This window comes from Loktanella salsilacus (genome assembly GCF_900114485.1).
GTDB lineage: Bacteria > Pseudomonadota > Alphaproteobacteria > Rhodobacterales > Rhodobacteraceae > Loktanella > Loktanella salsilacus.
The window spans coordinates 38,217-64,642 of sequence record NZ_FOTF01000010.1 but is presented as its reverse complement, the minus strand read 5'-3'; the positions used below and the strand labels follow the sequence as shown (position 1 = coordinate 64,642).

Genomic DNA, 26,426 nt, shown 5'->3' with positions numbered 1-26,426 from the left:
CGTGACAGGCAACCCTGCCGCTGGGGACCAACCGGCGATTAATCATCTGCCCTGTCAAACCGGCGCGCAAAAAGGTTGCGCGAAATCAGTCAGGGATTCTGCCATGCTTAAATTTGCAGCGCCTGTGCGGGTGCGATGATAGATTTGAGGTCAGTTCGAAAGGATAGAGGCACATCAGAGTGCTGCGTGCCCTAGCCTGACCTATGGCCCTGTGATGATCTAAATTTGTCCGCACCTGTTTTCGGTAGTGCGGGGCAGGCTGTTTGTGAGTTCAACCCGCGGTCATTGGTCCACTGATGCCGCTGTTTTAAAACGACCCGAGACATAATCGAGGTGCGCACCCCCCTCGGCGCGTCACCTGCGGCCTGTGCAGGACGGTCATGACCTCCGCAGCGAATGGCTGGTTCGAGCCCGAACCTACACAAGGTTGCCCCGCCATGCTTTTTCATGAAAGTGTCGTCAGTAGCCAAAATTTGAAGGGGCCATTCTAATGCAACAAGATGATGTTCTGTTTAGTTCGTTGGAACTGCCTTGCGGTGTGATCTTGAAAAACCGGATTGCCAAATCTGCAATGTCTGACTCATTGGGCGAAGGCACAGGCATCCCCACCGCTGAACAAAATCGACTCTACCAACGCTGGGCCGAAGGTGGTGTGGCCGTGTCGATTATCGGGGAGGTGCAACCCTCGCCCAACTTTGCCGAAAAGCCCGGAAATCTTGTGTTGGACGTGAACTCTGATATGTCAAAATTCGAGTCTCTTGCAGAACACGGCAGCAGAAACGGCGCGCTGTTATGGCTGCAACTTGGACATGCTGGTGCGCTTGCGTATCGCCCAATCAGCAATCCGAAAGGGCCAAGCGAACTCGACTTGCCCGACCTGCAATGTGAAGGGATGTCGCTGGACGAAATTCAACAACTTCCTTTGGACTTCGCCAAGACAGCAAAGTTGGCGCAACAAGCAGGGTTTGGTGGCGTGCAAATCCATGCGGCACATGGTTTTCTCCTCAGTCAATTCCTGTCGCCGTTATTTAACAAACGCAGTGATGAATACGGCGGGACAATCGCCAACCGTATGAAAATGTTGCTTCAATCCATTGAAGCAGTGCGTAAGGAAGTCGGTCCCGACTTTCCTATTGCGGTAAAACTCAACTCCTCGGATCAATTGGTCGGCGGACTTGATGAAGATGATGCTCTTGAGGTTGTCGCAGCTTTAGACGCATCCTCCGTGGACCTTATCGACATCAGCGGTGGGACCTACTTTCCCGGCGCGAAAGCTGCCTCAGATGGAGCGGGGCGCGGGCCGTATTTTATCGAGTTTGCCAAACGTGCAAGAACCAAAACCTCCAAGCCTCTTATGCTGACCGGCGGTTTCAAAACACGAGCGCAAGCAGAAGACGCAGTGAGGAGCGGTGTGGTTGATGTCGTGGGTCTCGCCCGTGAGCTTGTTCTTGCGCCGAGCCTTCCCAATCTGTGGATGGAAAACCAGATGCCAGAACCATCCTTTCCAAGATTTTCGGATGCGCCAGAGGGCGGGATAACTGCTTGGTATACTATGCGGCTAACAGACATAGCGGCTGACAAAGAAACAGACGAAGTTGGCGACCTTACCCGCGCGATACGCGAATACGAAGTGCGCGACGCGAAACGCACAGAAATCTGGTCACGCCACTTCGAGGGCTGAAGGTGATTGAGAGGCTGAATGTTGGGCGGCATAGGTGTCGCTATGTCCGCACAGCAGACTCTCACTCAGCTTGCCACCGAAGTCAGCTTTGAGACGGCTGTAGCCCCGTGCCCCTTGCGGACCACCGGTGTGACGCGCCTTGATGCGCTATCAGGTCGCTCCAAGATTGAAGGAATGCATCCTCGAGCACACGCACAGACCGGTTTTGCGCCACAAGGCCCGTCCCCCGCGTCATAACACGCGACAGCGCGTGGCAAATCTCGCTCTTTGTGCCAAGCGGCACGACCATTCCACCGTGGGCGGCGTGATCGTTCAACCCGTCCACATCGGCGCAAATCACAGATCTGCCCGCGCTCAGCGCTTCGATGGCCACAAGGCCGTAAGCCTCCCAGCGGGACGGCATGATCACCGCATCGACGGCCGCGAAAGCAAGGGTCGGCGCGGCAGAGAAGCCTTTGAAATGTATGCGCGGATCATCTGACGCAAGACGGCGCAGTGACGCCTCTTCATCACCTTGACCGTAGATGTGCAGGGCCATTTCTGGACTTGATAGCGTGCGGAATGCAGCGATGAGGGTGTCGAACCCTTTTTGCCGATCAAGGCGCCCGATCGCGCCAAACACCCGAACCGGGCCAGCGTGACCAGGGACGGCGCGAAAGGCCTGCAGATCAACGCAGGATGGAATGACCGTGATTTTGTCAGCGGGGCACAGGGCATTTTCGTCGATCCATTTCGCCTGCGCGGCGCTGACAGCGACGACCTTGTCGAAGTTGGCAAACCCAAGGCGCAGCATCGCAAGGAAACGCCCGGGGCAAGAAACATTATGCGTCACAAAGCCAGCCGTATAACTGTGTTCGACGTGGATCATCGGGGTGCGCAGATTGACGGCGCGCAACGCAGCCAGCCCCGGCATGCCGCGCCAGTTTAAGGTAAGATGAGAGACGATGACGTCCGCTTTTAGACGCGCGGGCCGGATGCGGCCACGGGCGACCTGCTGCGTGACATGCCGGGCCTGCGCCTGCAGGTCGCCAGAGGTCACGAGGAAATCGACGACGCGCATCACACCGCCAGCGGTGGTGTCATCGACAAGGTGCAGCACGGTAGGACGGCGGGTCATGGTTTGTGCGCCTTTAGTGTCAGCAGCGATGCCATCACGGCCCGCCCGCCCAGCCGCAGGGCAAGGGCTGCGACCGCCGTGGTGACGGTCTTGATCGGCTCTTCGATCAGCGGAATCCAAGACTGGCGCAATGCATCGGTGATCATCTGCCACGCGTGCGCACCGTCACCGTCGCTGACCGCACGCCGCGCAAGATAGCGCAGTTGGTAGGCGCGTGCCGCCGGGGCAAGCCGGGTCATCATCGCTGGATCAAGGGGCGTCAGCTTGGCGATCATCGCCTCCCATGCGGCCAACTGGCGATCGGTCGCGGCGGACAAGCCGCCAGCGCTGATGCGGTAGCGGGTCAGCAGGCCGGGCACGCCTTCGAACCGCCAGTTGGTCGTCAGCGCGATCCGCACCCAGCATTCGATGTCTTCGGACTGCCGGAAGGTTTCGTCAAAATACCAGTCCCGCGCGATCTGGAACGCCGGGCGATAAGCGATGGCGTCAAACACCGCGCGGCGGATGACCGGCGCTGACCCATTCCCGATAGGATTGCGCTTAAGGATATGCGCCGCGTCGACCCCGGTCAGGCGCGGGCGCTGCGCCTGTTTCAGAAACCTGCCATCGTCATCGATCAAGGCAGAGCCTGCGTAGCTGACGCCGACAAGCGGTGCCGCGTCCAGATGCCGGACATGCGCATGCAGCTTCCACGGCTCCCACAGGTCATCGGCATCGCAGAACCCGATAAGATCACCCTTCGCGGCCGCGATACCCGTGTTGCGGGCCCCCGCAAGGCCGTGGTTGGGCTGCTGGATCAGGCGAACACGCAGATCACCCTGAAAGGATGTCGCGATGGCGGCTGTGGCGTCGCTGGACCCGTCGTCGACCACGACGATCTCGAAATCGCGAAAGGTCTGGTCCAGCAAGGCAGACAACGTGCCCGCAAGGGTCCGGGCGGTATTATAGGCAGGGACGACGATGGTGACACGGGGCATGATCGATCTCCTTTAAAAACTCAGCGCGTGAAAAGGCGGCGGGACAGCCTGCGCGGCATCGTTAGCGCGCCGCAGGCCCCAAGCAGCGTCAGCACCCCACGGCGGGGCGTTGAAAAGAATGCTTTGGGACTGAAGAGCAAACCGCGCAGAGTATAGCGCAGCGGTTTGATGCGCCCTTGATCAAGGCGCAGGGCCCGGCGGGCAAGGTAACGCTGGTGCACCGCCTCGGCGGCGCGGTCCGGCGCATAGCCAAATTCGGCCGCCGTCTGCAGCGCCATATCGCGTCCTTCCGCCATCGCAGAAAGGTCAGAGGATAGTCCGCCGGTGCTGGCCCGATACCATGTCTGGCGCTGGGGGGTGCCGACGATGTTGGCCCCCGCTCCGACCAAGCGGATCAGCCATTCCAGATCCTCGTTGTGCACGATCCTTGTGTCGAAACCGCCGGATGCTGCGAAAACGTCCTGCCGGACTGCGATGTTTGACATGGTGCAGACAGGGTTTTCGCCCAGCAGCATCGGGATGGTCAGCGGCCCTGTCGGCACGGTTGAAAACGACGATGCGCTTGCTGGTGCGCCTTTGAAAAAGGCGACCTGACCGAAGGCGGCATCAATCGACGGGTCGGCCAAGACGACGGCCAGCTGTGCCAGCTTCGCCCGCGACCAGATGTCGTCGGCGTCGCAGAAGGCGATGACATCGCCGGGTGACGCAAATGATGCGCCGTGATTGCGGGCATCGGATGGCCCTTTGCCCCGATTGCGGACCAGCGTGACGCGCGCATCTTGCGCGGACACTGCGCGCACGATGGCACGGGTCGCGTCCTTGGATCCATCGTCAACGCAGATCACCTGCAACGCCGGGTGGGTCTGGGATGTGATGCTGGACAGCGTGTCCAGCAGTGTCGCAGCGGCGTTGTAGCAGGGAATGACAACTGTGAATTTCATTTTGGATTAAACCTGTGCTGGACGGTGGAAAAAGGCGGCGCGGATCGCAGGAAGCGAGGCGGCGACGAAGATGGTCGTCGTGGTGATGGCATAGCCGGTGGCGACGACGGTCAGGCCTAGCGGAGCAAGCAACACCGTATTGGCAATGACGCCGGCGGCCAGCGCCACGGTCACGGCCAGTTCAACCTGCGGCCGGTTGTTGGCCCGCAGCCAACCAGCGGCGGCGGTCCAAAGCGTCGTGGGGATCGCCACAAGGCAAAGGATCGATACGATGTCACCGATCTCGGCCCAACTCTCGCCCAGCAGGACCGGGATGTAATAGGGGGCTGCCAGTGCTTGCAGGACCACCACCGGACCGATCACGCCGACACCGATCAGAAAGCTGCCGCGCAAAGCCGCATTGCGGTTGGCGGTCTGGGTCAGATGCGGAAACAGGACCGTGGCAAAGGCGACGGTAAAGGCGTTCGACAGGCCAAGACCCGCGTTGAAGGCCATGAAATATAGGCCCAGCGCCTTTGATCCCATCAAAAGGCCGACGATCAGCTTGTCAGCCTGCATCCGCAGCGCCTTGACCAGCTCCACCCCCAGCACAGCCCAGCCGTAATCGACGAAGGGGCGCAGCGGGGCAAAGCCTGCGGCGGCGTTGCGGGTCCAAGGGTGCAGGCGGCGTATGGCGATCAACCAGATCGGCGCGGACAGCAGGCGCGGCAGGATCAGTGCCAGCGCTGACGGCCAGACAAGCACCAGCAGCACAGACATCAGGTTCGCCCCCACGACCTGCGCCCCCGCGATGGATGCGGTGCGCCGCAGCTTGCCTGCCCGCATCGCAAGCGCGCCTTGAACCAGACCTGCCGGCATGAACAGGTATTCAGCACCGAGCAGGAAAATCAGCATCGACAGCGTCACGCTGCCGCCCGACAGCCAGAAGCCGGCGGCGATGGCGGTCTGCACGGCGAACAATCCGATGCTCCACCCCCAAAAGATCCGATGTGCGGTGGCGCAGACAGCCTCTAGCGCGTCGTCGCGCGCGGCGATGATCCGTTGGCCGACACCGTTTTGCGTCAGCGATTTCAGGATGTCGCCAGCCGCCATCGCCGTTGCGGCGACACCGATCTGCGTCAGGTCCAGCGTCCGGGCGACGGCGATGACAACGATCAGGCGCGACGCCTTGGCCGCGACTTCGGATGCGCCGTAGGCCATCAGATTGCCGATCAGGTCCTTGGATCGTGACGTCGCCTGCATGTTTCAGTTGTCCCGGTGATTGCGGTAAACAAACTTTAAAGGCGCCCTACCCCGTCTGTCCCCGCCCCCTCAGGCCAGCGGACCCGCGCAAAAGGGCAACAGCCTACCCATCCGGATAGGGCTTGATCCAGCTGCCCCTTGGACCGTCACGTTGAATCGGCATAGGCTACTTACAACGACAGATAGCAGAGGTTCGCGTTGGCCCATTCACTCCACCTATCCTGCGCCCTGTCAGTCCTGATGTTGACGCCGGCCTGTACCGCTTACGACACGCCCGACAACATCGAGGCGGTGGCCACAGGCGACGCCTATCAGGCCCAGTACCGCGACCCCGCCGTGACCCGCCAGAACGCGATGTACCTGCGGTCAGAGCCGCTGAACGCGCAAAAGTGTCTGCCCTTGGGCGGCGTCGACGCGGCTGGCGCAAGTCTTGGCAAAGGCAGCACGATGGCTGCTTCCATTCTGCAGGGCGAACGGCTGACCCGGAACGACCTTCTTGATGTGCGTGTTGGCGATGATCCGACATTTAGCGGGTCCTACGTCGTGTCACGCGACGGGACGTTGAAACTGCCGTTCCTTGACCCGATCCAAGCGCAGGGCCGATCTACATCCGAGGTAGAGGCAGACATCCTGCGCGGCCTGCACTCCAAGGATTTCTACGCCGATACACCGCAGCTGTCGGTCCGCGTGACGGATTTCGCCTCTGTCAACGTGGCCGTATCGGGCGCTGTGTTCGAACCACATGCGGTGGAAATTGGCGGCGTGATGGGCGACCGCCTTGATGTCGTGCGTCAGACGGCCCTTGGTGCCTCGACCGAAGGACGCAACCTATCCGCCGCCCTGCGCGCTGTCGGCGGCGTGCGGCCTGATGCTGACATATCCGCAGTGGAAGTGCGGCGCGGCGGTGCGCTGTACCGGCTGGACATGCGCGGCGTATTCGAAGGGCAGAACGCCGTCGACATCATGCTGCTAAGCGGCGACGAAATCCGCGTCCCAAGCCGCCAGTGTTTCCAAGAAGACCTGATGCGGCCCAGCCCGATCAGCCCGCCGGGCGTCAGCCTGTTCCTGTCGAACCTGACCCAGCCCGCGACCAATAACGCGTCCTCTGCCATCGGCCAGACCGTGCGAGAGGTGCCATACGGCACGCGTTACCTGCAAGCGGTGATCGACGCGAACTGTGTCGGCGGGCCGCGTAGCACAAGCGCGGACCGATCATCGGTGCTGTTCACCCGCAACCCGATCACCGGCGTGTCCGCCGTGATTGAACGCGATATCGAAGATTTGCTGCGCCGCGCCGACCGGGACGATTACGACCCCTACTTGCTGCCCGGCGATGCGCTGGCCTGTTACGATAGTACGGTCACAAATATAGCAGAGATCGGTCGGATCTTCGGCGTTCTGGGGGCCGCGACCCTGCTGGCAAGGTAAACACGTCGCGGGCGTGTGGTGATTGGCTGCTATCTGCAAACGCAAACAGGCAGCCCGGGGGCTGCCTGCTTTGCCACTTTGTGACCAGTCAGTTAGTGGGCGCCGCGGCCCGACAGAACGGCGCGGAATGTGCGGGCGATCAGCGTCAGGTCAAGCATGATGGTCCGCGACCGGGCATAGGTCAGGTCCATATCGATCATCTCGTCGAATGCGATATCGGCACGACCAGAAACTTGCCACATCCCAGTGATGCCCTGCTTCACGGACAAACGCTGCATCGCGCGGGCCGGATAGGCCGCGACTTCGTCCGGCAGCGCAGGGCGCGGACCAACGATTGCCATATCACCGCGCAGAACGTTCAGGATTTGCGGCAGCTCGTCGATGGACAGACGCCGGATCACCTTGCCAACCTTTGTGATGCGCGGATCGGATTTGGATTTAAAGCAGATGCCGTCGCGGTCAGACGTTGCCAAAAGGGCCGCGCGGCGCGCCTTGGCGTCCTGCACCATCGACCGGAACTTGAATATCGTGAAGGGCTGGCCGTTATGTCCAATGCGGGTCTGCTTGAACAGCACCGGCCCAGGCGAGTCTGCCTTGATCGCGATCGCCGTCAGCGCCAGAACCGGGGCAAGCGCCACACAGGCGGAGCCTGCGACTGTGACATCAAGCGTCCTGCGCATCGCGCTTGCCGCTGACACACGGCGCAGTGTTGCCACACCTGCGCGCGCCAGAAAGGTCAGATTGCCCGCAAGGTAGCGACGTGCAAGGCGGCGCGGTTCCTGCGCCAGACGCCAGATCCATTCGGACCGGGCACGGCGCACCCAAACGGGCGCACGGCTGACATTGCCAGCCAGAAAATCCAGTGCCGCGCCGACACCCGTCACCAACTGCGCGTCCAGTTTGTGGGCGTGTTGGTCGATCCAGTTTTCCTGCAGCGGCACGCCAAGGGCGACCAGCACAATGTGGGCGCCGCTGGCATTGATGTCAGCGATGACCGCGTCGGTGTTCTGCGCACCTGCGAACCCGTCGCGGGTACCCGCGACCTGCAGATCTGGAATGCGCTGGATCAGGGTGGCCGCCGCAGCGTCCGCTGTTCCCGGCGTGCCCCCGAATAGATAGACCGACTTGCCAGCCTTCGCCGCCTGCGTCAGCAGCGCGGGGATCAGGTCCGTGCCGTTCAGGTTGCCGGCAAGGCGCTGTCCGGTCATCCGGGCCGCCAAGTCCACGCCGATCCCATCTGGCAACAGCACGTCGGCGCAGCGCACCGCCTTCATATAGGCCCGGTCCCGATGCATCACGTTGCAGCAATGCGCATTGATGAAAAACGCCTTGCGCTTGCCGGGCAGAAGCAACGCATCGACTGCGCCCTGAAGGGTGCTATCAACAAGCGACAGATCAAGCGCCGGAAGATAGGTCTGCGCACCGGCAAAGGCAGTGACATTGGCATCGAAGTCGAAAGTTGCATGTTTCATCTGGGCATCCCGTTTCCAAGGTGGCTGCCATAAGATCAATAAAAAAAGGGGTTTGGCGCAACGGAACGACCGGGTAGATTCGCTGGGCAGAGGATACTGCGACAGCCATACGGCGATGCGGTCCTGTGCCAATGGTTAACGCGCATATACTTTTTGAGTAGAATGCGCGTTAAATTTTCCGGAAATCAGGCCCCGAATGCCCGCACGCCCGTATGCGGAGCCTTTGAACCGCGGACCCGTCATGGGCGAATTGATCGCCAACGACTGCGACCTGTTGCCCGATTCGCTGGGCTTTGGCGCACAGAACGCCCCCTTTTCGTTCATGCGGGCGGTCAAAGCGAAGGTGACAAATAGGCGCATCAAAACGCTGACCGCTAGGATGGCCGGATCGTACGGACCTATCCGGGCGGATAGGCCACCGCGCCCGATGCGACCCGCAGGTGCCCTTTCGCGCGAGTGATGCATGCGGTTCAAATTGTTAGGACCTAGGTTAAAGGAGAGTTAACCCATGTCTTATGCGCCAGCCGACACAACCCTGACCGCCCCCCGGCCGGGCCGCCGCAAAGGCAAGGTCAAGCGCGCTTTTGTCGGCGGCAAGCCCAGCGATCTGGGCCGGTTGCCGCGGTATGCCGCCTTTGCCATTCTTGGCGCCGCAATGATCTGGGCCCCGATCATGGGCTATCTGCGGACCGCTCCGCTAAAATACACATCCTCCACCTCGCTGATCCTGCCCGGCTCTGGCGCTTCTGCGTCATTGAACCTGAACGGAATCGGTCAGGCGTCATCCTCTGCAAACTCGGCGTTTTCCAGCAATGCCGTTAGTCCGACTGAAACCTACAAACGCCTGCTGAACGCAGACCGCATTCTTGCCGCTGCTGCAAAGTCGCTGGACATAGGCCAAAGCGACCTTGGCCAGCCGCGCGTGGAACTGGTCGATCAGACCAGCCTGATCCATTTCCAGATGATCGGCAGCAGCCCGCAGGATGCCCAAGCGCGCGGCGACGCGATCCTGACGGCCTTTTTCCGCGAACTTGACGCCCTTCGGACGGACGAGGTTAACACGCGCCAAGGCAGCAGCCTGCAAGCGATTGCCGACTACCGCGACTCTGTGGCCGGGACCCGGGCAGAGATTTCGACGCTTCAGGATCAAACGGGTTTGTTGTCGGTTCAGCAATACGATGTGCTGCTGGACCGTAACCTCGCGCTGCAGACCGAAATCCGCAGCCGCGCCGCAGCCCTTTCAGAAGCGGATGCTGCTGTCGCGGCGATGTCGCGTCAGCTTGGCCTAGATCCGGAATCGGCCGCCAAGACGCTCAAGCTTTACGCCGACGGCTCTTACCTCGCCCTGATAGACGAGGTCGCGTTATTTGGCACGGAACTTGCCGCAGCATCCGCCCAATACGGCGCGGCGCATCCCAAGGTCGTTGCCGCGCGCGGTGCGCGCGACACAGCCCGCGCTGCCGCCTTGCAACTGGCTGCGGTGACAACCGGGCTGGACACGGCCACACTTTCCACCCTCGACCTTGCCCCGCACGGCGTCCGCGCTGACCTGCTGTCGGACCTGGTGCGCAAGGACGTCGACCGGGCCGGGCTTTTTCAGGAACTGACGACATTGCAGGCGCAATTCGCTGACGGGCAGACAGACCTGACCAGCAAGGCCGCCGCCGCCGCGCAGCTTCAGGATCTGGAGCGCGATTTTTCGGTGGCAGAGGCGGTCTTTGCCTCGGCCATTGCCCGTGCCCAGTCGAGCAAATCGGATGTCTACGCGTCCTACCCGCTGGTTCAGGTGCTGGAAAATCCGTCGCTGGCGGATCGCCCGTCGTCGCCCAATCGCAAACTCGCCGTCGCGGCTGGCATCGCCGCCACGCTGATGATGCTCATGGCCCTTGCGATGGGCTGGGTCCGCCTTGCCTTGATCAGCCGGCTGCTGACCAAGCCCGCAGCCAAGGCATGACCGACCTGAACCCGGTCGAACGTCTGGTTTATCGCACGTTAGTCTGGACCTGGCCCTTTTATGCCATCGGCGCACTTTACGTCGTGGGGCCGGTGCTGGCTTGGACGCTGGGCGGGCTGGCCGTGCTAATCCTTTACCTTGGCAACGCCGTGCGCGCAGATATGCGGGCGGTCGGCCCGGTGCCTGTCGTGGTCTGGCTGTGGATCATCGGCATGGCCATCATGCTGGTTGCCCTGTGGGCCGGACACCTGAACTGGTCGCTGAGCCTGAAGCAGACGATCAAATCCACGATCGGCTGGGCAAAGGGGTGGGCGCTGCTGGCGCTTTTCCCCCTGATCGGCGCTGTGCTGCCGATCAGGCGCAGCGTGCTGGTGCGCGGACAATGTGTTGTTGGCCTTGGCACGCTGATCCTAGCGCCCCTGATGCTGGCCGCGCCCCATATCGGACTGCCGGAACGGATTTTCACCTCGCCGCTCAAAGCCATCGGCGGTCCGGGGCCAGAGTATTTTTCGGTCTATTTGTTCAGATGGGATCCAGGCACCTGGACACCGCGCTGGCAGTTCTACGCGCCTTGGTCGCCCTTCGCCGCGCTGCTGGGCGTTGTTCAAGTGCTCTTCGCGCTAGAAGAAAGCGACCGCCGCTGGCGCCGTATCGGGCTCGCGGCAGGTCTTCTGATGATCTTTGCGTCCAAATCCCGGATGGGCCTTGTGGGTCTGGCGGCCTGCACCGTCGCCCCGCGCATGATGCCCCTTATCCTGCAAAGCTGGGCATGGCGGGTCCTGTCAGGCCTGACGGCCTCGCTCGCGATTAGCGGCGCAGCCTTGGCGGCCGCGGCCAAGGACGCCGTCTCTGCCTTCAAAAATGCGCGCGCCGATAGCACGCGGGTGCGCGAAACGCTGCAACGCATCGCCACCGAACGCTGGCGAGAAGAGGCGGTCTGGTTCGGTCATGGCACCGTGCAACCGGGGTCACACGCGGTTGAATACATGCCCATCGGCAGCCACCACACGTGGTACGGCTTGTTGTTCGTCAAGGGTCTGATCGGTTTCGGCGCATTGCTGGTGCCACTGGTCTGGCAAACACTTCTGACCCTGCGCGACGCGGCCTGCGGCCCACGCGGCCGCCTGCCGATGGGGCTGATGATGACGATCATCCTGCTCACCTTTGGCGAGAACTTGGAGATTGAGGCCTATCTGCTGTGGCCCGCTCTGCTTTTGTTGGGCGTCCATGCCCGCGAGGTTCAACAGGATCCGATGGCGGCGATGAAGCGGTAAAAGACAAGCGGCAACGCGGCGGTTCTAGCGATCACGATCAGCCCCATCTTGGACCAGAAGGCGATATTGACCAGGGCAGCGATCCAGACTGCACGGCGCAGCGCAGGTTCACGACATCGCCGTTTTCATCCATGGAATCAAAATAGACATAGGAATGCGGGTGCACGAGGCGCACGCGCGTGATCTCGCCCGAAAACGCGACCGATTCTTATACCCTCGCAACCCCTAAGCTATGACGGGGTTCACATTGGGGCACGGCGGCGCAAACAAAAGCCGCTTGAAAAGAAGCCATTCGGGCGCAAATCTGGGTAAATTCGGCGCTACTCTAGCAGAGTGCAGCAATATCAACCATGAAAGGAGGATATATGGTACCACGTCCTGGTCTCGAACCAGGGACCTCTTGATCCACAATCAAGCGCTCTAACCAACTGAGCTAACGCGGCACTGCGGCGGATTTAGCGAACCCCATCCATGATTGCAAGAGCCGAAAGCCCCGCGTAAAAGCCAAAAAAACAGGAGGCCCCGATGGGTATCAACGACGAACGCGATTTAGAAGCCAACATGCAGATCGGCCCGACCGAACTGGGCATGGTCCGCTTGTTCATTACATCGGGCACGGTAGAGGTCCCGATGGACTTCGATCCCGAAGAAGCCGAGGAAATTGCAGAAGAAATTCGCGCAGCTGCCGCAGCAGCCCGCGCTGTCAAACCGCGCTAAACCGCTAGGCCGCGCCAGATTTCGCGGCGACTTTTGCATTGAAACGCGCCACGTCAATCGTGGCGCGGCGATGCGTGCCTTCGCTAATTAAACCTGCGGCATCCCACGCTTTGACGCGAAATCGCAGGCTGCGCCCCTCAATTTCGATCAATTCCGCCTCGGCGCGGATCTCCATCCCTTCGGGCGTGGGCGCGATATGGGTGACATTAATGTCCGTGCCCAGCGAATGCTGCCCCGCCTCTTGATGCGGGAAAACGCATTTGATGGCGGTTTCCTCTAGAAAACCGACCAGAAACATCGTCGCCAGCACCGGCGGCATTGTGGAAAAATCGCCAAAGACCCCCGTGACGCCCGGCACCAGCATATTCGCGGTCACAACCATCCGCGCCTCGGCCTTCAAACCCACTGTCAGCATCGTATCACCCCCCGAATGGCAGCACGAATCCCGGATCCCGCGCCGTTTGCGCCCGCACCGCCGCATGGCGCGCGAATTTCTGGATCATGACCTTGCGGCGCGCTGGTGCAAGCTTTGTTTGTGGTCCCATCGTCAGGATTTCCGCGTCATAGCCATCGGCAATCATCAAACCTGTGTCTTCCGGCAGCAGTTCGGTCGGAAATTCCGGCCCGACAGCCCAGAAGAATCGATCACACCACGGCAAATAGCCCTGCCATTTCGAATCAGACTGAAAGTCAGCGCGGGATGATTTGCACTCAATAATCCAAATCTCGCCCTTCGGCCCCAGCGCCATCACATCTACCCGCAGGCCAGAGGTCGGCACCAGTTCCTCGACGCAGACAAAATCATGGCCCCGCAAATGGCGCGACACGCCCCGCGCCAGCAATTGGCCTGGCATCAAAGTTGGCATCGAAACAGGCAGGTTCATATCATCAGGCATGGCGCAAATATGAACAAAACGTAAACATCGGTCAAGGCCGCCAAGGATATTTGCATCCCGCCCCTTGCCGAACCGCGCCCGCAGGCTTACCTCAACCCTTGGCGGGCTTCTGCTCTTCCCGTGCGTATGGGGGCTACATTCCAGTGGCCTTAAGCAAATCCGAGGGCGCTGGCTCTGTCCGGACCCTGGTCCGGTTATCTGGTGCCCACCTGTACATACAGGTCCTCGGGAATAAGTCCCTGCACGGTCGCTGCGGTTCCCGCCACCTCAGACCCGGCTCAGCGCCATCATGGCGATGCCGGTCGACACAAAGTTCACGCCGAGCATGACGCCAACCGCCCACAGCGCTGTTCCCGGCAACCCGGCGATCAGCAAGAAACCAAGGGCCAGCGTGACGATGCCGTTCACGGCCAGCCAACCCCAGCCCTTTTCAGGCCGGTGTTGAATAGCGATCATGCCCTCGGCCACACCCTGCATCAAAAACACCGCGCCCAGCAGCAGCGTCAGCCCAACAAGACCCGTCAGCGCAAAGAACGCCAGATAGACGCCCAGCGCCAGATGCATCAGCGCGATCACGCCAGCAAGCAAGCCAGATCGCCAGCCGCGTGATTGCACCGCATGCCAAAGCAGCACCGCACCGGTGATCAAAAACACCCAGCCCAGCGCGACCTTCGCCACGACAGAAAACACCAAAGGAAACAGGATCGCCAAAACCCCGACGGCGATCATGACGATGCCAACGTTACGGGATCGCCCGCGATGAGCGCGCACCGCATCCATGACACTGGGGGGAAGGCCGGACAGGGGATCAGTCATCGCAAGATACCTCGTAGAAAAAGCGCAGGATCAATGCCCCTGCTTCTTCTGGTCTAAAGTATCTTGGGGTCCGGGGCAAAGCCCCGAAAGGGGTGGGCGGGCGGGCCCGCCACCCCCTTCACATCACAAAACGCGCGCTTAAAAGCCTTCTGGCAGCAGTTCATGCGCCATATGATCCAGCACCGCATTCACAAACCGCGGCTCTTTGCCGTCGGGAAAAAATGCGCCAGCCACATCCACGAATTCCGTGATCACGACCTTGGGCGGCGTATCCTTAGCGATCAGTTCAGCGCCGGCAGCCCGGAACAGCGCGCGCAGGGTGGGGTCGATCCGGCCCAGCGGCCACTTCGCCACCAAGGCGCGGTCAGTCAGCTGGTCAATGCGCGCCTGATCTTCCACAGCCCGCTCTAGCAGGCCGCGAAAGGTGTCGACATCGCCTTCCAGCATTTCCACATCGTCAAAGACCTCGCCAAAGCGGTGGTCTTCGAACTCTGTGATCACACCGTCAACGGTCTGCCCGATGGCTTCCATCTGAAACAGCGCCTGCACCGCAAAGAAACGAGCAGCAGACCGCATTTTGCGCCGCTGGTTATTCGAGATCGTCATACCGTCTCTCCGCCTTTGGCCAGATTTCCGCTCGTAAAGCCCACGGTCTTGCCCGCGTTGCCCCAGCGCCGTTCCAGCGCGATCAAATGCAGCGCGGCAGCCGCAGCGCCGCCGCCTTTGTTCTGGCCATCCGCCTGCGCACGCACAGCAGCTTGCTCGTAATTCTCGACCGTCAGGATGCCGTTGCCGATGCACAGGCCCTGCAGGCCCAGCAGCGTCAACCCGCGGCTGGAATCGTTGCAGACCGTGTCGTAATGCGTCGTCTCGCCGCGAATGATGCAGCCCAGCGCGACATAGCCGTCAAAGTTGCTAAGCCGTTCAGCGATACCGATAGCGGTGGGAATTTCCAGCGCGCCGGGGACCTCGATGACCTCCAACTCCACGCCCGCCTGATCGCAAATGGCCTTCGCCCCTGCGATCTGCTGGTCATAGATGTCTTTGTAATAAGGCGAGGCCACGGCCAGCAATTTCACCGGTGCATCAAACGTCGGCAACGGCATGGAATAGTGCGAGGGTCCGGCCATTATCCGATCTCCGAGATTTTGCGCGTGCCGGTGATTTCCAGCCCATATGCGTCAAGCCCGACGACCTTGGGCCGGGGCGAATTGGTCAGCAGTTCAATCTTATGCAGGCCCAGCGACGACAGGATCTGCGCGCCAAGGCCATACTGCCGCAACGTCTGGGGCGACACCTCGTCATCGGGGACCATTTTCATGTGCAGATCGCGCAGCAGCACCAGCACGCCGCGCCCTTCGGCAGCGATCAGCTCCATTGCGGCATGAAACTCGGCACTGCGGCCGCGCGGGCCGGTGCCGATGATGTCCAGCATCGGGTCCAGCGCGTGCATCCGCACCAGCACAGGGTCATCCGTGGTCACGTCGCCCTTGACCAGCGCGATATGCTCTGCGCCCTGCGTTTCGTCGGTATAAATCCGCATATCCCAGTCACCGCCAAATTCGCTGGTGATGGTCTGGCTGGACTGTTCGCGCACCAGATTGTCGTGGCGGCGGCGATAGGCGATCAGGTCGCTGATCGTGCCGATCTTTAGGCCGTGCAGCTGTGCAAAGGCGATCAGGTCCGGCAGGCGTGCCATTTCGCCGTCATCTTTCATGATCTCGCAGATCACGCCCGACGGGTTCAGGCCAGCAAGGCGGCTGATATCAACGGCAGCTTCGGTATGTCCGGCCCGCACCAGCACGCCGCCTTCTTTCGCCCGCAGGGGAAAGACGTGGCCCGGCGTCGCGATATCGGCGGCCCCTTTGCCAGCGTCGATGGCCACAGACACGGTGCGCGCGCGGTCGTGGGCGCTGATCCCGGTGGTGACGCCTTCGCGGGCTTCGATCGAAATGGTAAAGGCCGTTTCATGACGCGACGAATTATTCGTCGACATCAACTGCAAGCCCAGCGCGTCAATGCGCGAACCCGGCAGCGACAGGCAGATCAGCCCGCGCCCGTGGGTCGCCATAAAGTTAATTGCATCGGGCGTTGCCATCTGCGCCGGGATCACCAGATCGCCTTCGTTCTCGCGGTCCTCGTGGTCGACAAGGATGAACATGCGGCCGTTGCGCGCGTCCTCGATGATGTCTTCAATCTTGCTGATCGCGTCGGACCAGTCGCGTTCAACCGGGCCTGGCGTCTCGAAAGGTTGGGTCATCGGGGATTCCTTTAGCGTGTTGCCTCGGCCAATAGCCCAGCCAAGGCGGTTTGGAAAGATCGTGGCAGCGCTATCAGGACGCAGCCCATGCACAGGTGCCCTGCGTCATCAGTCGTATTCGCGCAGGCGGGCGACGTAGCGGGCCATCGTGTCGACCTCTAGGTTGATCGCATCGCCGACCTTGGTCGCGCCCCATGTTGTCACCGACTTGGTGTGTGGGATGATGTTCACGCCAAAATCGCGGCCATCGACAGCGTTAACGGTCAGCGATGTGCCATTCAGCGCGATGGACCCTTTGGGCGCGATGAACTTGGCAAAGGCGTCTGGCGCGCGAAAGGTGAACCGCGTGCTGTCGCCTTCGTCCTGCATCCCCACAACCTCGGCCACGCCGTCGATATGACCCGACACAATATGCCCGCCCAGTTCGTCCCCGACCTTCAGCGCGCGTTCCAAATTCAGCGTCTGCCCCACGGTCCAAGCGCCTACATTCGTGGCCCCCACGGTTTCGGCGCTAATTTCCACGTCAAACCAGTTCTGCGGTTCTCGGCCCAGCGCGACGACTGTCAGGCATACGCCTTCGCAGGCGATGGACGCGCCGATGTCGATCCCGTCCACATCATACCCGGTGCCAATGCGCGCGCGCAGATCGCCGCGCTGCTCTAGCTCTAGGATACGGCCCATATCGGTGACAATTCCGGTAAACATAACATGCTCCTTCACGGTTTGTTTCGAGGTAGCCCCTCATGCTAAGTCAGACAAGCACCGCATGCCGTGTTAACGCCAACGCGCCTTATTTTTGCCCACCAAAAGGGTTAACCGCTTACAAAGCCCAAGTCAGATTGCCCCCGTGACCGATCCCGTCAACCGTCAGTTTTTGTTCCTACAAGGGCCCCACGGCCCGTTCCTACACCGCCTTGCGCGCATGCTGCGGGCAGCGGGTGCGCAGGTTTGGCGCGTTGGGTTCAATGCGGGCGACCGGGCGTTCTGGTTCGGCGGGCAAGACTACATCCCCTTTCGCGACCCCCACGATCAGTGGCCGGACACCTTTCGCGCCATCGTGGCGCAGCATGACATCACCGATATCGTGCTTTACGGCGACACCCGCCCGATCCATGCCCAAGCGGTCGACATTGCCAATGAACTTGGCCTGCGCATCCACGTCTTTGAAGAAGGCTACATGCGCCCCTACTGGGTGACGTACGAGCGCGGCGGCACCAACGGCCATTCGCGCCTGATGGACATGAGCGTTGATGACATGCGCACAGCGCTGGCCATGTCCGATCTGGAAATGCCGACGCCGCCCGCACACTGGGGCGATATGCGCCACCACGTATTCTATGGCGCGCTGTATCATTGGTTCGTGATGTTCCGGAATCGGGACTACCGCAACTTTACCCGCCACCGCGAATTGCCAGTCGCCGTGGAAACCTGGCTTTACACCAAACGCCTGCTGCTGATGCCCTATATCGCGCTGGACCGGCGCATTGCGACGCTGCGCATCCGCTATGGCGGCTTTCCCTATCATCTGGTGCTGCTGCAGTTGGAACATGACGCCAGCTTTCAAAAGCACTCTCCCTTCACCCGGATGGAAGAGTTCCTGACCGTCGTCATGGACGGTTTCGCCAAAGGTGCGCCGCGGCATCATCGTCTGGTGTTCAAGGCGCACCCGCTGGACAATGACCGCAGCCCGACAAAGCGGATCATCAAACGCCTTGCCGCGCAGGCCGGCGTCAGTGACCGAGTGCATTATGTGCGCGGGGGCAAGCTGGCGCGGATGCTGGACCATGCCCGCACCGCTGTGACCGTCAATTCGACGGCCGCGCATCAGGTGCTGTGGCGCGGCATCCCGCTGAAGGTCTTCGGCAATGCCGTCTATAACAAGCCGGAATTCGTGTCCGATCAGGCCCTGCCCGACTTCTTTACCGCCTCTGACCGCCCCGACAGCCGCGCGTACAAGGATTACCGCCGGTTTTTGCTGGAAACGTCCCAAGTCCCCGGCGGCTTTTATTCCACGCGCGGGCGGCGGCAATTGATGCGGCAGGTCGTCGATATGATGCTGGCGGACGCCGATCCCTATGACAGCCTTGCCTTGGGCAAAACGCCACCGCGCCAGCCCTTGCGGATCGTAGGCTAAAACACACAACACCTTGCGTGGCAGCATCCCGCAGCGACACGAAAGCAACACTAGCGCAAGTCAGACCCCGGCCTGCGTTCTGCCAAACTATCTTTCCCCGCGTCTTTCCCGTAGGTTAAAAAGAAAACACGACCGAGGCAGAACAATAACAGGTCGAGGAGACCGAGCAGTGCTATTCCTGACATTGCGCCTTTCACGAGGCGCCGCCCTCGTTGTCACGCTGGGTATTCTGGCCGCTTGCGCCCTACCCCGCGTGGGACCGAACAAATCCGAAATTTTTGCGGGCTCTGTCCTGCGTGAAGGTGACGCGTTCATCCTGACCGTAGACGACCGCGTCAACGCCATCGCCGCCGTAGCCCCCGCGCTGGGGTTCACCGCCGGGTTCCTGAATGCTGGGGAACTGGGGTCCGATACGATTCGCGCTGGCGACACGCTGGGCCTGACGATCTTTGAAAACGTCGATGACGGCTTGCTGGTCCCGCAGGGCCAGAACGCAAGCGTGCTGGAAGAAGTGCAGGTTGACGGTCAGGGCTACATCTTTGTCCCCTACGCTGGCCGCATTTTGGCCGCTGGCAATACGCCAGAGGCGATCCGCCGCATCATCACGGGCAAGCTGGCCGATCAAACCCCCGACCCCCAAGTGCAGGTTCGCCGCTTGGCCGGTGACGGCGCAACTGTGTCGGTATCTGGCGCTGTGAACGGTCAAGGCGTCTATCCGATTGAACGCCCCACCCGGTCGCTGATCCCCATGCTAGCGGCCGCTGGCGGCGTTGCGATTGAACCTGACATCGCCCGCGTCACCGTGGCGCGCGGCGATCAAAAAGCCGAAGTGTTTTACAACGATCTGTTCAACAATCCGCGCAACGATGTCGCTCTACGCGATGGCGATGCGATCATCGTCAAATCCGACAGCCGCACCTTTACCGTGCTTGGCGCGACAGGTTCGCAGGACCGCGTGACATTCGAAAGCCAGAAAATCACGGCAATCGAAGCGCTGGCGCAAGTGGGCGGTCTGTCCTCGACCCAAGCTGATCCCACAGGTGTCTTCGTGTTCCGCAACGAGCCGGAAGAGATCACAGAGCAGCTGGTCGGCCAAGACGTGACCGGCGTGCAGCGCGTCGTCTATGTGCTGGACCTGACCCGGCCCAACGGCATGTTCATGGCCCGCGACTTTGCGATTCGCGACGGCGATACCGTCTATGTGACCGAAGCGCCGTTTGTGCAGTTCAACAAAGCCATCGCTGCCGCGACAGGTTCGCTGAGCGCCGTTGAATCCGTATCGTCGACAACCGGGCTCTGATCCGCGTGCGTCATGACCTGACATCAGCCGCCGCAGGTGAAAACCTGCGGCGGCTTTTCGTTTATAACGGTGGGTTTCTGACCCAGACCCGCGTGCGGCGCATTCTGGCACTGGCGGGCTGGGACATATCCCTTGGCCTGCCAAGTGACGGCGATACCGTCGGCGTCTGGGGCCATTCCCCCACCGCCCCGCGCGGCGAAGCTGTCGCCGCCAAACGCGCCGCCCCTATTGTGCGCATCGAGGATGCCTTTCTACGCTCTGTCCTGCCCGGCCGGGACGGAGAGCCGCCCATGGGCCTCGTGATCGACAGCCGGGGCATGCATTACGATCCCGCCCAGCCCAGCGATCTGGAATGTATCCTGCGCGATGATCCCCTTGGCGATACCGCCCTGCTGGACCGCGCCCGCGCCGCGATGGATGATATCGCCCGTGCGCATCTGTCGAAATACAACGCTTTTGATCCGGCCCTGCCAGCCCCGGAACCCGGCTATGTGCTAGTGATCGACCAGACGCGGGGCGACGCGGCCGTCGCCGCCAGCAAGGCCGATTCCAACACCTTTCGCGAAATGCTATTCTACGCGCAGACCGACCATCCGAACGCGCGCATCATCATCAAGACCCACCCCGAAACCACTGCTGGCCACCGCCAAGGCTATTTCACCGACCAATACGCCGACCCGCGCATCACGCTGTGCGATGATCCAATCTCGCCCCACGCGCTGCTGGCGGGGGCCGTTGCGGTCTATACCGTGTCGTCGCAACTGGGGTTCGAGGCGATCCTTGCGGGCCATAAACCCGTCGTCTTTGGCCAGCCGTTCTACATGGGCTGGGGCCTGACCGATGACCGTATGCCGCTCGACCGCCGGCAGCGCCGCCTGACGCGGGCGCAGCTGTTTGCAGGGGCGATGATCCTTTATCCGACATGGTACGACCCCTACCGCGATACGCTGTGCGAGCTTGAGGATGTGATCACTGCCCTCGGCGCCCAAGCCCGCGCGTGGCGCGACGACCATACCGGCTGGACGGGACACAAGCTGAGCCTTTGGAAACGCAGCCCCCTGCAAAAGGTCTTTGGCCAGCAACTACCGATGCGCTTTTCTAAGGATGACACCGCAGCGGTGGACAGCCGCCGTCATATGATCTGGGCGTCAAAAGCGCTGCAAGACACCGATATGGTCCGGATCGAGGATGGCTTTTTGCGCTCTCGCGGACTTGGCGCCGACCTGATCCCGCCGCTGTCGCTGGTGCTGGACCCGCTCGGGATTTACTATGATCCAACCCAGCCGTCGCAGCTGGAAACCTTAATCGCCGCCGCCTGCGATCTGCCCGCCGGCGCCCGCGCCCGCGCGGACCGGCTGATTGCAAAGCTGATCAAGGCGGGGCTGTCGAAATACAACCTTGGCACCACCGACCCGCTGCGCGGCCTACCTGCGGGGCGGCGGATCTTGGTGCCGGGGCAAGTGGCGGACGATGCCTCGATCCGGTTGGGCACATCCGATGTGACCACGAACGCGGACCTGCTGCGCGCCGCCCGCGCCGCTAATCCGGCGGCTGTGATCCTGTATAAACCGCACCCCGATGTGGAAAAAGGCCTGCGCAATGGCGCTGTGCCGGACGCCGCCGACTATGCCGACGCCGTGCTGTCCGGCATGGATGCGATCACCGCGATTGGGCTGGTGGACGAGGTGTGGACCATGACCAGCACGCTGGGGTTCGAGGCGCTTTTGCGCGGCAAACGCGTCACCTGCCTTGGCACACCGTTCTATGCGGGCTGGGGCCTGACCGATGATCGCGCCATGCCGATCCCGCGCCGCGCCGCCAGCCCAGACCTGACGGCCCTCGTTCATGCCGTGCTGATCGATTATCCGCGCTACTTTGATCCCGTCACCAGCCTGCCCTGCCCGGTCGAAGTCGTCGTGGACCGCCTGATCGCAGGCGATCTGCCCAGCCCCAGCCGCGCCAATCGCGCGCTGGCGAAATTGCAGGGTGCCTTTGCCAGCCAAGCGTGGCTTTGGCGGCGCTAAGCGGGCCGCCAGTATTGCAACACATCGCCGCCAATCGCTGATACATCCGTGAGGGTGAAACGCGGCGCGTCTTGCAGTTCTTGCACGCCCAGCCCCGACAGCGACGGCAGCCCGTCCGCGCCAATCGCGACCCCGGCCTGCATCACGACCAATTCGTCCACCAACCGCGCCTGCAACAGGCTTGCCGCCAGATGACCGCCCCCTTCGCACAGCACGCGGGTGATGCCGCGATCCGCCAGCGCGCGCAGCACCGACAGCGTGTCGATCCGGTGATGGGTGACCGTGCATTCTAACGTCTGCACGCCAGCCTTGATCCAGTCGCGGGTGTCGGCATCCGGGCCGTGGCACAGCCAAACCGGCTGCGCGCGGGCGGTTTGGGCCAACCGCCCGTTGATCGGCAAATGCAAATCCCGAGAGATCACGACGCGCACCGGTTGGCGCACCTCACCCAGATCGCGCACGTCTAGCATCGGATCATCCGACCGCGCCGTGCCCGCGCCAACCAGCACCGCATCATGGCGCGCGCGCAGTGCATGCACCGCCCGCCGCGCTTGCGGCCCCGTGATCCAGCGGCTTTCACCGCTTGCTGTCGCGATGCGCCCGTCCAGACTGTTAGCGAGTTTCAGCGTCACAAAAGGTCGCCCCTGCGTGACGCGCTGCAAAAAGCCTGCGTGATCGCGGGCGGCCTGTTCCTGCATCAACCCCAGTTCAACAGTGATCCCGGCCTCGCGCAAGCGCACCAGTCCCTGCCCCGCCACACGCGGATCAGGATCGCCAATCGCCACGACAACCCGCGCCACGCCAGCCGCAATCAATGCATCGGCGCAGGGGGGTGTTTTGCCAGTATGGGCGCAGGGTTCTAGCGTAACATAGACCGTAGCGCCGCGCGCAGCGTCACCGGCTTGCTCCAGTGCCACGCGTTCCGCATGGGGACGCCCGCCGCGCTGGGTGGCCCCGCGCCCGACGATCACGCCATCCTTGACGATAACGCAACCCACCGCGGGGTTCGGCCAGACCTGCCCCATCCCGCGCCGCCCCAAGGCCAGCGCCAGCGCCATAAAGCGGGCGTCAGCGGCGGCGGTCATGCGTCTGGTTTTGTATTCGGGCGCAGATCGTTCATGAACTTCTCGAAGTCGTCAGCCGCTTGGAAGTTCTTGTAAACGCTGGCAAACCGCACATAGGCGACGGTATCGATCCGCGCGAGGCTTTCCATCACGATCTCTCCGATCGTGCCGGACGGGATGTCAGTTTCGCCCATGCTTTCAAGGCGCCGCACGATGCCGCTGATCATCTGGTCCATCCGCTCCGGCTCTACCGGGCGTTTTTGCAGGGCGATCCGGATGGAGCGTTCCAGCTTGTCGCGGTCGAAATCCTCGCGCTTGCCAGTGGACTTGATCACCACCAGATCGCGCAGCTGCACGCGCTCATAGGTTGTAAAACGTCCACCACACGCCGGGCAAAACCGCCTGCGCCGGATCGCGACATGATCCTCTGCCGGACGGGAATCCTTTACTTGAGTATCGACGTTTCCGCAAAAGGGGCACCGCATAGCCAGTCCTCGTATTCTGTCCGCCTCTTGGGGTATGCCCCAAGTTATCCACAGCGACTATAGGGGCAGCCCTAGGCTTTGGGTAGGGGCCAGAATCAGACCCCGCATATGGAGGCCGCGTGTGAGTCTTTTGTGCACGTCACCCTAGGTGCGCCACAACCTGACGTCGGTGCGGCGCATCGCGATGTTCGAACAAATAAATGCCCTGCCACGTGCCAAGCACCATGCGCCCATCAGCCACCGGAATGCTAAGCGATACAGGCATCATCGCCGCCTTGATATGGGCGGGCATGTCGTCCGGCCCCTCGTAGGTATGGGTCAGATAGGCCATCGCGGGGTCCGTCGTCGGCGGCACAAGTTTTGCGAAAAAGGCGCGCAGATCGGTCTGCACCTCTGGGTCGGCGTTTTCCTGTATCAGCAAACTGGCAGAGGTGTGGCGCACGAAAAGCGTCAGCAGACCCGTCCCCTGCACCCACCCCGCCACGTCGCGGGTGAATTCGTAAAGCCCCTGACCTTGCGTCGATATCGTGAAAAGATGCTGCATCATTTGAACCTGTGCCCGCGCCGCGCGTTGAGCCGGCAACACATAGCATAAGGAGCACGGCATGGCCGGCAAGACACTCTTCATCACGGGCGCATCCAGCGGCATCGGCGAAGCCACCGCGCGCAAGGCCGTCGCGGCAGGATGGAACGTCGGGCTGTTCGCCCGGTCCAAGGACAAACTGACCGATCTGGTGGCCGACCTTGGTGACAACGCCATGGCGTTGCCTGGCGACGCAACCAGCTATGACGACCAAGCCAAGGCGTTGAAAGCGCTCGCTGATCGCTATGGCGACGTGCATGCCGCCTTTGCCAACGCCGGGCGCGGCACATCCAGCGGCGGCGCCGAGGGCGGCAATATCGAAGACTGGCAGGGCATGGTGGATCTGAACATCATGGGCCTGCTGAAAACGGTCAAAGCGGCCCTGCCCCATCTGAAAAAGACGCGGGGGCATATGGTTCTGACCGGATCAGCGGCGGGCCGCGCGCATATCAAAGGCTCTGTCTACGGTGCGACGAAATGGTTCGTGCACGGCTATGCTGGCAATTTGGCGGAAGAAATGCGCGAATGGGGCGGTCGCTGTACCGTCGTCGCGCCGGGCATGGTTAACACCGCCTTCTTTGACGAACCCAAGCCCGACAAGCTGCAACCGGCCGATGTGGCGGATGCGGTGATGCTGGCGCTGAACGCATCGCAGGTGAACGACGTGCGCGAAGTCTTTTTGATGCCGCGCGGCTAAGTCTGGGCATTCCGATTTTTCGCCGAAAAATCGGCCTTTGACGCGGGCGGCGATCATCATTTGGTGATCACCGCCCGCTTTTGCTTTGGCTGTCGCAATTTCTGCCTAAGCTGCCCGCATCCCATCGCCACATCAAAGGATGCGACATGACCCGACTGACCGCCAAGGACTTTGACCCCAAACTGCTAGAACTTTACGATTTCTACGCCCACGGCATGATCACCAAGCGCCAGTTTCTGGATGGCGCAGCCAAGTTCGCCGTTGGCGGCATGACCGCCGCGGGCATCCTTGGCCTGATGGCCCCGAACTATGCGCTGGCCGAACAGGTGTCGTTCAATGACGAAAGCATTGTGCCGGAATACATCACCTACCCATCCCCCAACGGGCATGGCGATGTGCGCGGCTATCTGGTCCGCCCCGCGAACGCGGAAGGCCCCCTGCCCGCTGTTGTCGTCGTGCACGAAAATCGCGGCTTGAATCCGTACATCGAAGACGTCGCCCGCCGTCTGGCCAAGGCAGGATTTATTGCGCTAGCGCCCGACGGCCTTAGCTCTGTCGGCGGCTATCCCGGCAATGACACCGAAGGCCGCGATCTGCAGCAGACCGTCGATCCGACCAAATTGATGAACGACTTCTTTGCCGCTGTTGAATTCATGATGACGCACGAGGATTCTACCGGGGCCGTCGGCATCACCGGCTTTTGCTATGGCGGCGGTGTCGCCAACGCTGCGGCTGTCGCCTACCCAGAGCTGAAAGCCGCCGTGCCCTACTATGGCCGTCAGCCTGACGCGGCGGATGTGCCCGCGATCCAAGCGCCCCTGCTGATCCACTACGGCGGTCTGGACGAGCGGGTGAACGAGGGCTGGCCCGCGTATCAGGCCGCTTTGGACGCCAACGATAAGAATTACGAGGCGTTCATCTACGAGGGGGCCAACCACGGCTTCCACAACGACAGCACACCGCGTTATGACGAAGAAGCGGCAGAGCTGTCGTGGCAGCGCACCGTGGATCACTTCCGCAAATATCTGGTGTAAAAGCAAAAAGGCGGGGGTTTTGCCCCCGCCTTTTCAAAATTTAGTCCGTGCTGTTTAGTTTCCGAACAGGCGCATCCCTTGTTCGTCGATCATCTGCTTGGCCTTGCGCAGGGACGCGGCGCTCGCCTCGTCTTGGCTTTGCAGCGTATCGGCGCGGATCATCTCGTGCGTCTTCGCCGTGCCCTCATCCGTCGCGGTAATCTTCGCCGCGATGCGCCAAACCTGACCGTCTTTGATCGGCTGAGGCGTGATGTGAAAACCGTTATAGGCTTCGCCGGCGGGCGCTGCTGGTGCAGCAGACCCGCCGAAAAGTTTTGACAGCCAACCCAT

General features: G+C 61.7%; 26 protein-coding genes and 1 tRNA gene. 10 read left to right on the top strand and 17 right to left on the bottom strand.

The features are described 5' to 3' along the window. The first annotated feature begins 490 nt into the window (after positions 1 to 490). Positions 491 to 1,681, top strand: a complete 1,191-nt coding sequence (locus BM131_RS10570; RefSeq protein WP_090189244.1) for an NADH:flavin oxidoreductase/NADH oxidase family protein — start codon at positions 491 to 493, stop codon at positions 1,679 to 1,681. A gap of 82 nt (positions 1,682 to 1,763) precedes the next feature. Here the strand turns inward: BM131_RS10570 and BM131_RS10565 are convergent, their stop codons facing one another. The 4 genes from BM131_RS10565 to BM131_RS10550 are packed head-to-tail and all read right to left on the bottom strand — an operon-like array spanning position 1,764 to position 5,958. Further along, positions 1,764 to 2,798 carry a glycosyltransferase family 4 protein gene (locus BM131_RS10565; protein WP_090189242.1) on the bottom strand — a complete coding sequence of 345 codons (1,035 nt, stop codon included), beginning with the start codon at positions 2,796 to 2,798 and terminating at the stop codon, positions 1,764 to 1,766. After that, on the bottom strand, positions 2,795 to 3,775 hold the full coding sequence (locus BM131_RS10560) for a glycosyltransferase family 2 protein (RefSeq protein ID WP_090189240.1): 981 nt from the start codon (positions 3,773 to 3,775) through the stop codon (positions 2,795 to 2,797). Before BM131_RS10560 ends, BM131_RS10565 begins: the two co-directional genes overlap by 4 nt. A 20-nt stretch (positions 3,776 to 3,795) precedes the next feature. Beyond that, positions 3,796 to 4,716 carry a glycosyltransferase gene (locus BM131_RS10555; RefSeq protein WP_090189239.1) on the bottom strand — a complete coding sequence of 307 codons (921 nt, stop codon included), beginning with the start codon at positions 4,714 to 4,716 and terminating at the stop codon, positions 3,796 to 3,798. Positions 4,717 to 4,722: 6 nt separating this feature from the next. Then, positions 4,723 to 5,958, bottom strand: coding sequence for an oligosaccharide flippase family protein (locus tag BM131_RS10550; protein WP_090189237.1), 1,236 nt, complete (start codon positions 5,956 to 5,958; stop codon positions 4,723 to 4,725). Positions 5,959 to 6,198: 240 nt separating this feature from the next. On the opposite strand from BM131_RS10550, the gene BM131_RS10545 reads away from it, so the two are divergent. Further along, complete coding sequence (locus tag BM131_RS10545) at positions 6,199 to 7,386, top strand: polysaccharide biosynthesis/export family protein (RefSeq protein WP_090189235.1); 1,188 nt, start codon at positions 6,199 to 6,201, stop codon at positions 7,384 to 7,386. 92 nt (positions 7,387 to 7,478) lie between these two features. On the opposite strand, the gene BM131_RS20670 is transcribed toward BM131_RS10545, so the two are convergent. Next, positions 7,479 to 8,858, bottom strand: a complete 1,380-nt coding sequence (locus tag BM131_RS20670) for a WecB/TagA/CpsF family glycosyltransferase (protein ID WP_090189233.1) — start codon at positions 8,856 to 8,858, stop codon at positions 7,479 to 7,481. A gap of 508 nt (positions 8,859 to 9,366) precedes the next feature. Between BM131_RS20670 and BM131_RS10530 the strand changes: the two genes are divergently transcribed. Together BM131_RS10530 and BM131_RS10525 are read left to right on the top strand one after the other, a co-directional pair. After that, on the top strand, positions 9,367 to 10,812 hold the full coding sequence (locus BM131_RS10530) for a GumC domain-containing protein (RefSeq protein WP_090189229.1): 1,446 nt from the start codon (positions 9,367 to 9,369) through the stop codon (positions 10,810 to 10,812). Next, positions 10,809 to 12,086, top strand: a complete 1,278-nt coding sequence (locus BM131_RS10525) for a capsular biosynthesis protein (RefSeq protein ID WP_090189227.1) — start codon at positions 10,809 to 10,811, stop codon at positions 12,084 to 12,086. The genes BM131_RS10530 and BM131_RS10525 overlap by 4 nt, the downstream gene beginning before the upstream one ends. 366 nt (positions 12,087 to 12,452) lie before the next feature. Here the strand turns inward: BM131_RS10525 and BM131_RS10520 are convergent. Continuing rightward, a tRNA-His gene (locus BM131_RS10520) sits at positions 12,453 to 12,529 on the bottom strand. Positions 12,530 to 12,611: 82 nt separating this feature from the next. Here BM131_RS10520 and BM131_RS10515 point away from each other — a divergent pair. After that, a complete protein-coding gene (locus BM131_RS10515) occupies positions 12,612 to 12,803 on the top strand; it encodes a DUF6324 family protein (protein ID WP_090189225.1) in 192 nt (63 codons plus the stop codon). 4 nt (positions 12,804 to 12,807) lie between these two features. Here BM131_RS10515 and BM131_RS10510 read toward each other — a convergent pair whose 3' ends face one another. From BM131_RS10510 to BM131_RS10480, 7 genes are all read right to left on the bottom strand, one after another. After that, the gene (locus BM131_RS10510) at positions 12,808 to 13,218 is read right to left on the bottom strand and encodes a thioesterase family protein (RefSeq protein ID WP_090189223.1); all 411 of its coding nucleotides are present in this window, start codon (positions 13,216 to 13,218) and stop codon (positions 12,808 to 12,810) included. Between the two features lie 4 nt (positions 13,219 to 13,222). Further along, positions 13,223 to 13,699, bottom strand: a complete 477-nt coding sequence (locus BM131_RS10505) for an MmcB family DNA repair protein (RefSeq protein ID WP_090189221.1) — start codon at positions 13,697 to 13,699, stop codon at positions 13,223 to 13,225. Positions 13,700 to 13,966: 267 nt separating this feature from the next. Then, on the bottom strand, positions 13,967 to 14,515 hold the full coding sequence (locus BM131_RS10500; protein WP_090189219.1) for an HdeD family acid-resistance protein: 549 nt from the start codon (positions 14,513 to 14,515) through the stop codon (positions 13,967 to 13,969). Between the two features lie 138 nt (positions 14,516 to 14,653). Continuing rightward, a complete protein-coding gene (gene nusB / locus BM131_RS10495; RefSeq protein ID WP_090189217.1) occupies positions 14,654 to 15,121 on the bottom strand; it encodes a transcription antitermination factor NusB in 468 nt (155 codons plus the stop codon). Then, positions 15,118 to 15,645 (bottom strand): 6,7-dimethyl-8-ribityllumazine synthase, encoded by a 528-nt coding sequence (locus BM131_RS10490; protein ID WP_090189215.1) that lies wholly within the window; start codon positions 15,643 to 15,645, stop codon positions 15,118 to 15,120. Before BM131_RS10490 ends, nusB begins: the two co-directional genes overlap by 4 nt. Beyond that, complete coding sequence (gene ribB, locus BM131_RS10485) at positions 15,645 to 16,775, bottom strand: 3,4-dihydroxy-2-butanone-4-phosphate synthase (protein WP_090189214.1); 1,131 nt, start codon at positions 16,773 to 16,775, stop codon at positions 15,645 to 15,647. The genes BM131_RS10490 and ribB overlap by 1 nt, the downstream gene beginning before the upstream one ends. A gap of 108 nt (positions 16,776 to 16,883) precedes the next feature. Further along, positions 16,884 to 17,480, bottom strand: coding sequence for a riboflavin synthase (locus BM131_RS10480; RefSeq protein WP_090189212.1), 597 nt, complete (start codon positions 17,478 to 17,480; stop codon positions 16,884 to 16,886). A 142-nt stretch (positions 17,481 to 17,622) separates the two neighbouring features. Between BM131_RS10480 and BM131_RS10475 the strand changes: the two genes are divergently transcribed. From BM131_RS10475 to BM131_RS10465, 3 genes are all read left to right on the top strand, one after another. Then, positions 17,623 to 18,909 carry a capsule biosynthesis protein gene (locus BM131_RS10475; RefSeq protein WP_245754210.1) on the top strand — a complete coding sequence of 429 codons (1,287 nt, stop codon included), beginning with the start codon at positions 17,623 to 17,625 and terminating at the stop codon, positions 18,907 to 18,909. A 169-nt stretch (positions 18,910 to 19,078) separates the two neighbouring features. Further along, entirely contained in the window at positions 19,079 to 20,209 is a 1,131-nt protein-coding gene (locus BM131_RS10470; RefSeq protein ID WP_245754209.1) for a polysaccharide biosynthesis/export family protein, read from the top strand. A 5-nt stretch (positions 20,210 to 20,214) separates the two neighbouring features. Further along, complete coding sequence (locus tag BM131_RS10465; protein ID WP_245754208.1) at positions 20,215 to 22,233, top strand: capsular polysaccharide biosynthesis protein; 2,019 nt, start codon at positions 20,215 to 20,217, stop codon at positions 22,231 to 22,233. Here BM131_RS10465 and ribD read toward each other — a convergent pair. The 3 genes from ribD to BM131_RS10450 all read right to left on the bottom strand — a co-directional run bounded on the left by ribD (position 22,230) and on the right by BM131_RS10450 (position 24,326). Continuing rightward, the gene (ribD, locus tag BM131_RS10460; protein WP_175499282.1) at positions 22,230 to 23,318 is read right to left on the bottom strand and encodes a bifunctional diaminohydroxyphosphoribosylaminopyrimidine deaminase/5-amino-6-(5-phosphoribosylamino)uracil reductase RibD; all 1,089 of its coding nucleotides are present in this window, start codon (positions 23,316 to 23,318) and stop codon (positions 22,230 to 22,232) included. The genes BM131_RS10465 and ribD overlap by 4 nt on opposite strands. Next, complete coding sequence (gene nrdR / locus BM131_RS10455; RefSeq protein ID WP_090189208.1) at positions 23,315 to 23,782, bottom strand: transcriptional regulator NrdR; 468 nt, start codon at positions 23,780 to 23,782, stop codon at positions 23,315 to 23,317. Before nrdR ends, ribD begins: the two co-directional genes overlap by 4 nt. A 139-nt stretch (positions 23,783 to 23,921) precedes the next feature. Next, positions 23,922 to 24,326 carry a secondary thiamine-phosphate synthase enzyme YjbQ gene (locus BM131_RS10450; protein WP_090189207.1) on the bottom strand — a complete coding sequence of 135 codons (405 nt, stop codon included), beginning with the start codon at positions 24,324 to 24,326 and terminating at the stop codon, positions 23,922 to 23,924. 61 nt (positions 24,327 to 24,387) lie between these two features. Between BM131_RS10450 and BM131_RS10445 the strand changes: the two genes are divergently transcribed. Together BM131_RS10445 and yghX are read left to right on the top strand one after the other, a co-directional pair. Then, complete coding sequence (locus BM131_RS10445) at positions 24,388 to 25,062, top strand: SDR family oxidoreductase (protein WP_090189205.1); 675 nt, start codon at positions 24,388 to 24,390, stop codon at positions 25,060 to 25,062. Positions 25,063 to 25,208: 146 nt separating this feature from the next. Then, a complete protein-coding gene (gene yghX, locus BM131_RS10440; RefSeq protein ID WP_090189203.1) occupies positions 25,209 to 26,096 on the top strand; it encodes a YghX family hydrolase in 888 nt (295 codons plus the stop codon). Between the two features lie 54 nt (positions 26,097 to 26,150). Here the strand turns inward: yghX and BM131_RS10435 are convergent, their stop codons facing one another. Next, positions 26,151 to 26,426 carry an HlyU family transcriptional regulator gene (locus BM131_RS10435; RefSeq protein ID WP_090189201.1) on the bottom strand — a complete coding sequence of 92 codons (276 nt, stop codon included), beginning with the start codon at positions 26,424 to 26,426 and terminating at the stop codon, positions 26,151 to 26,153.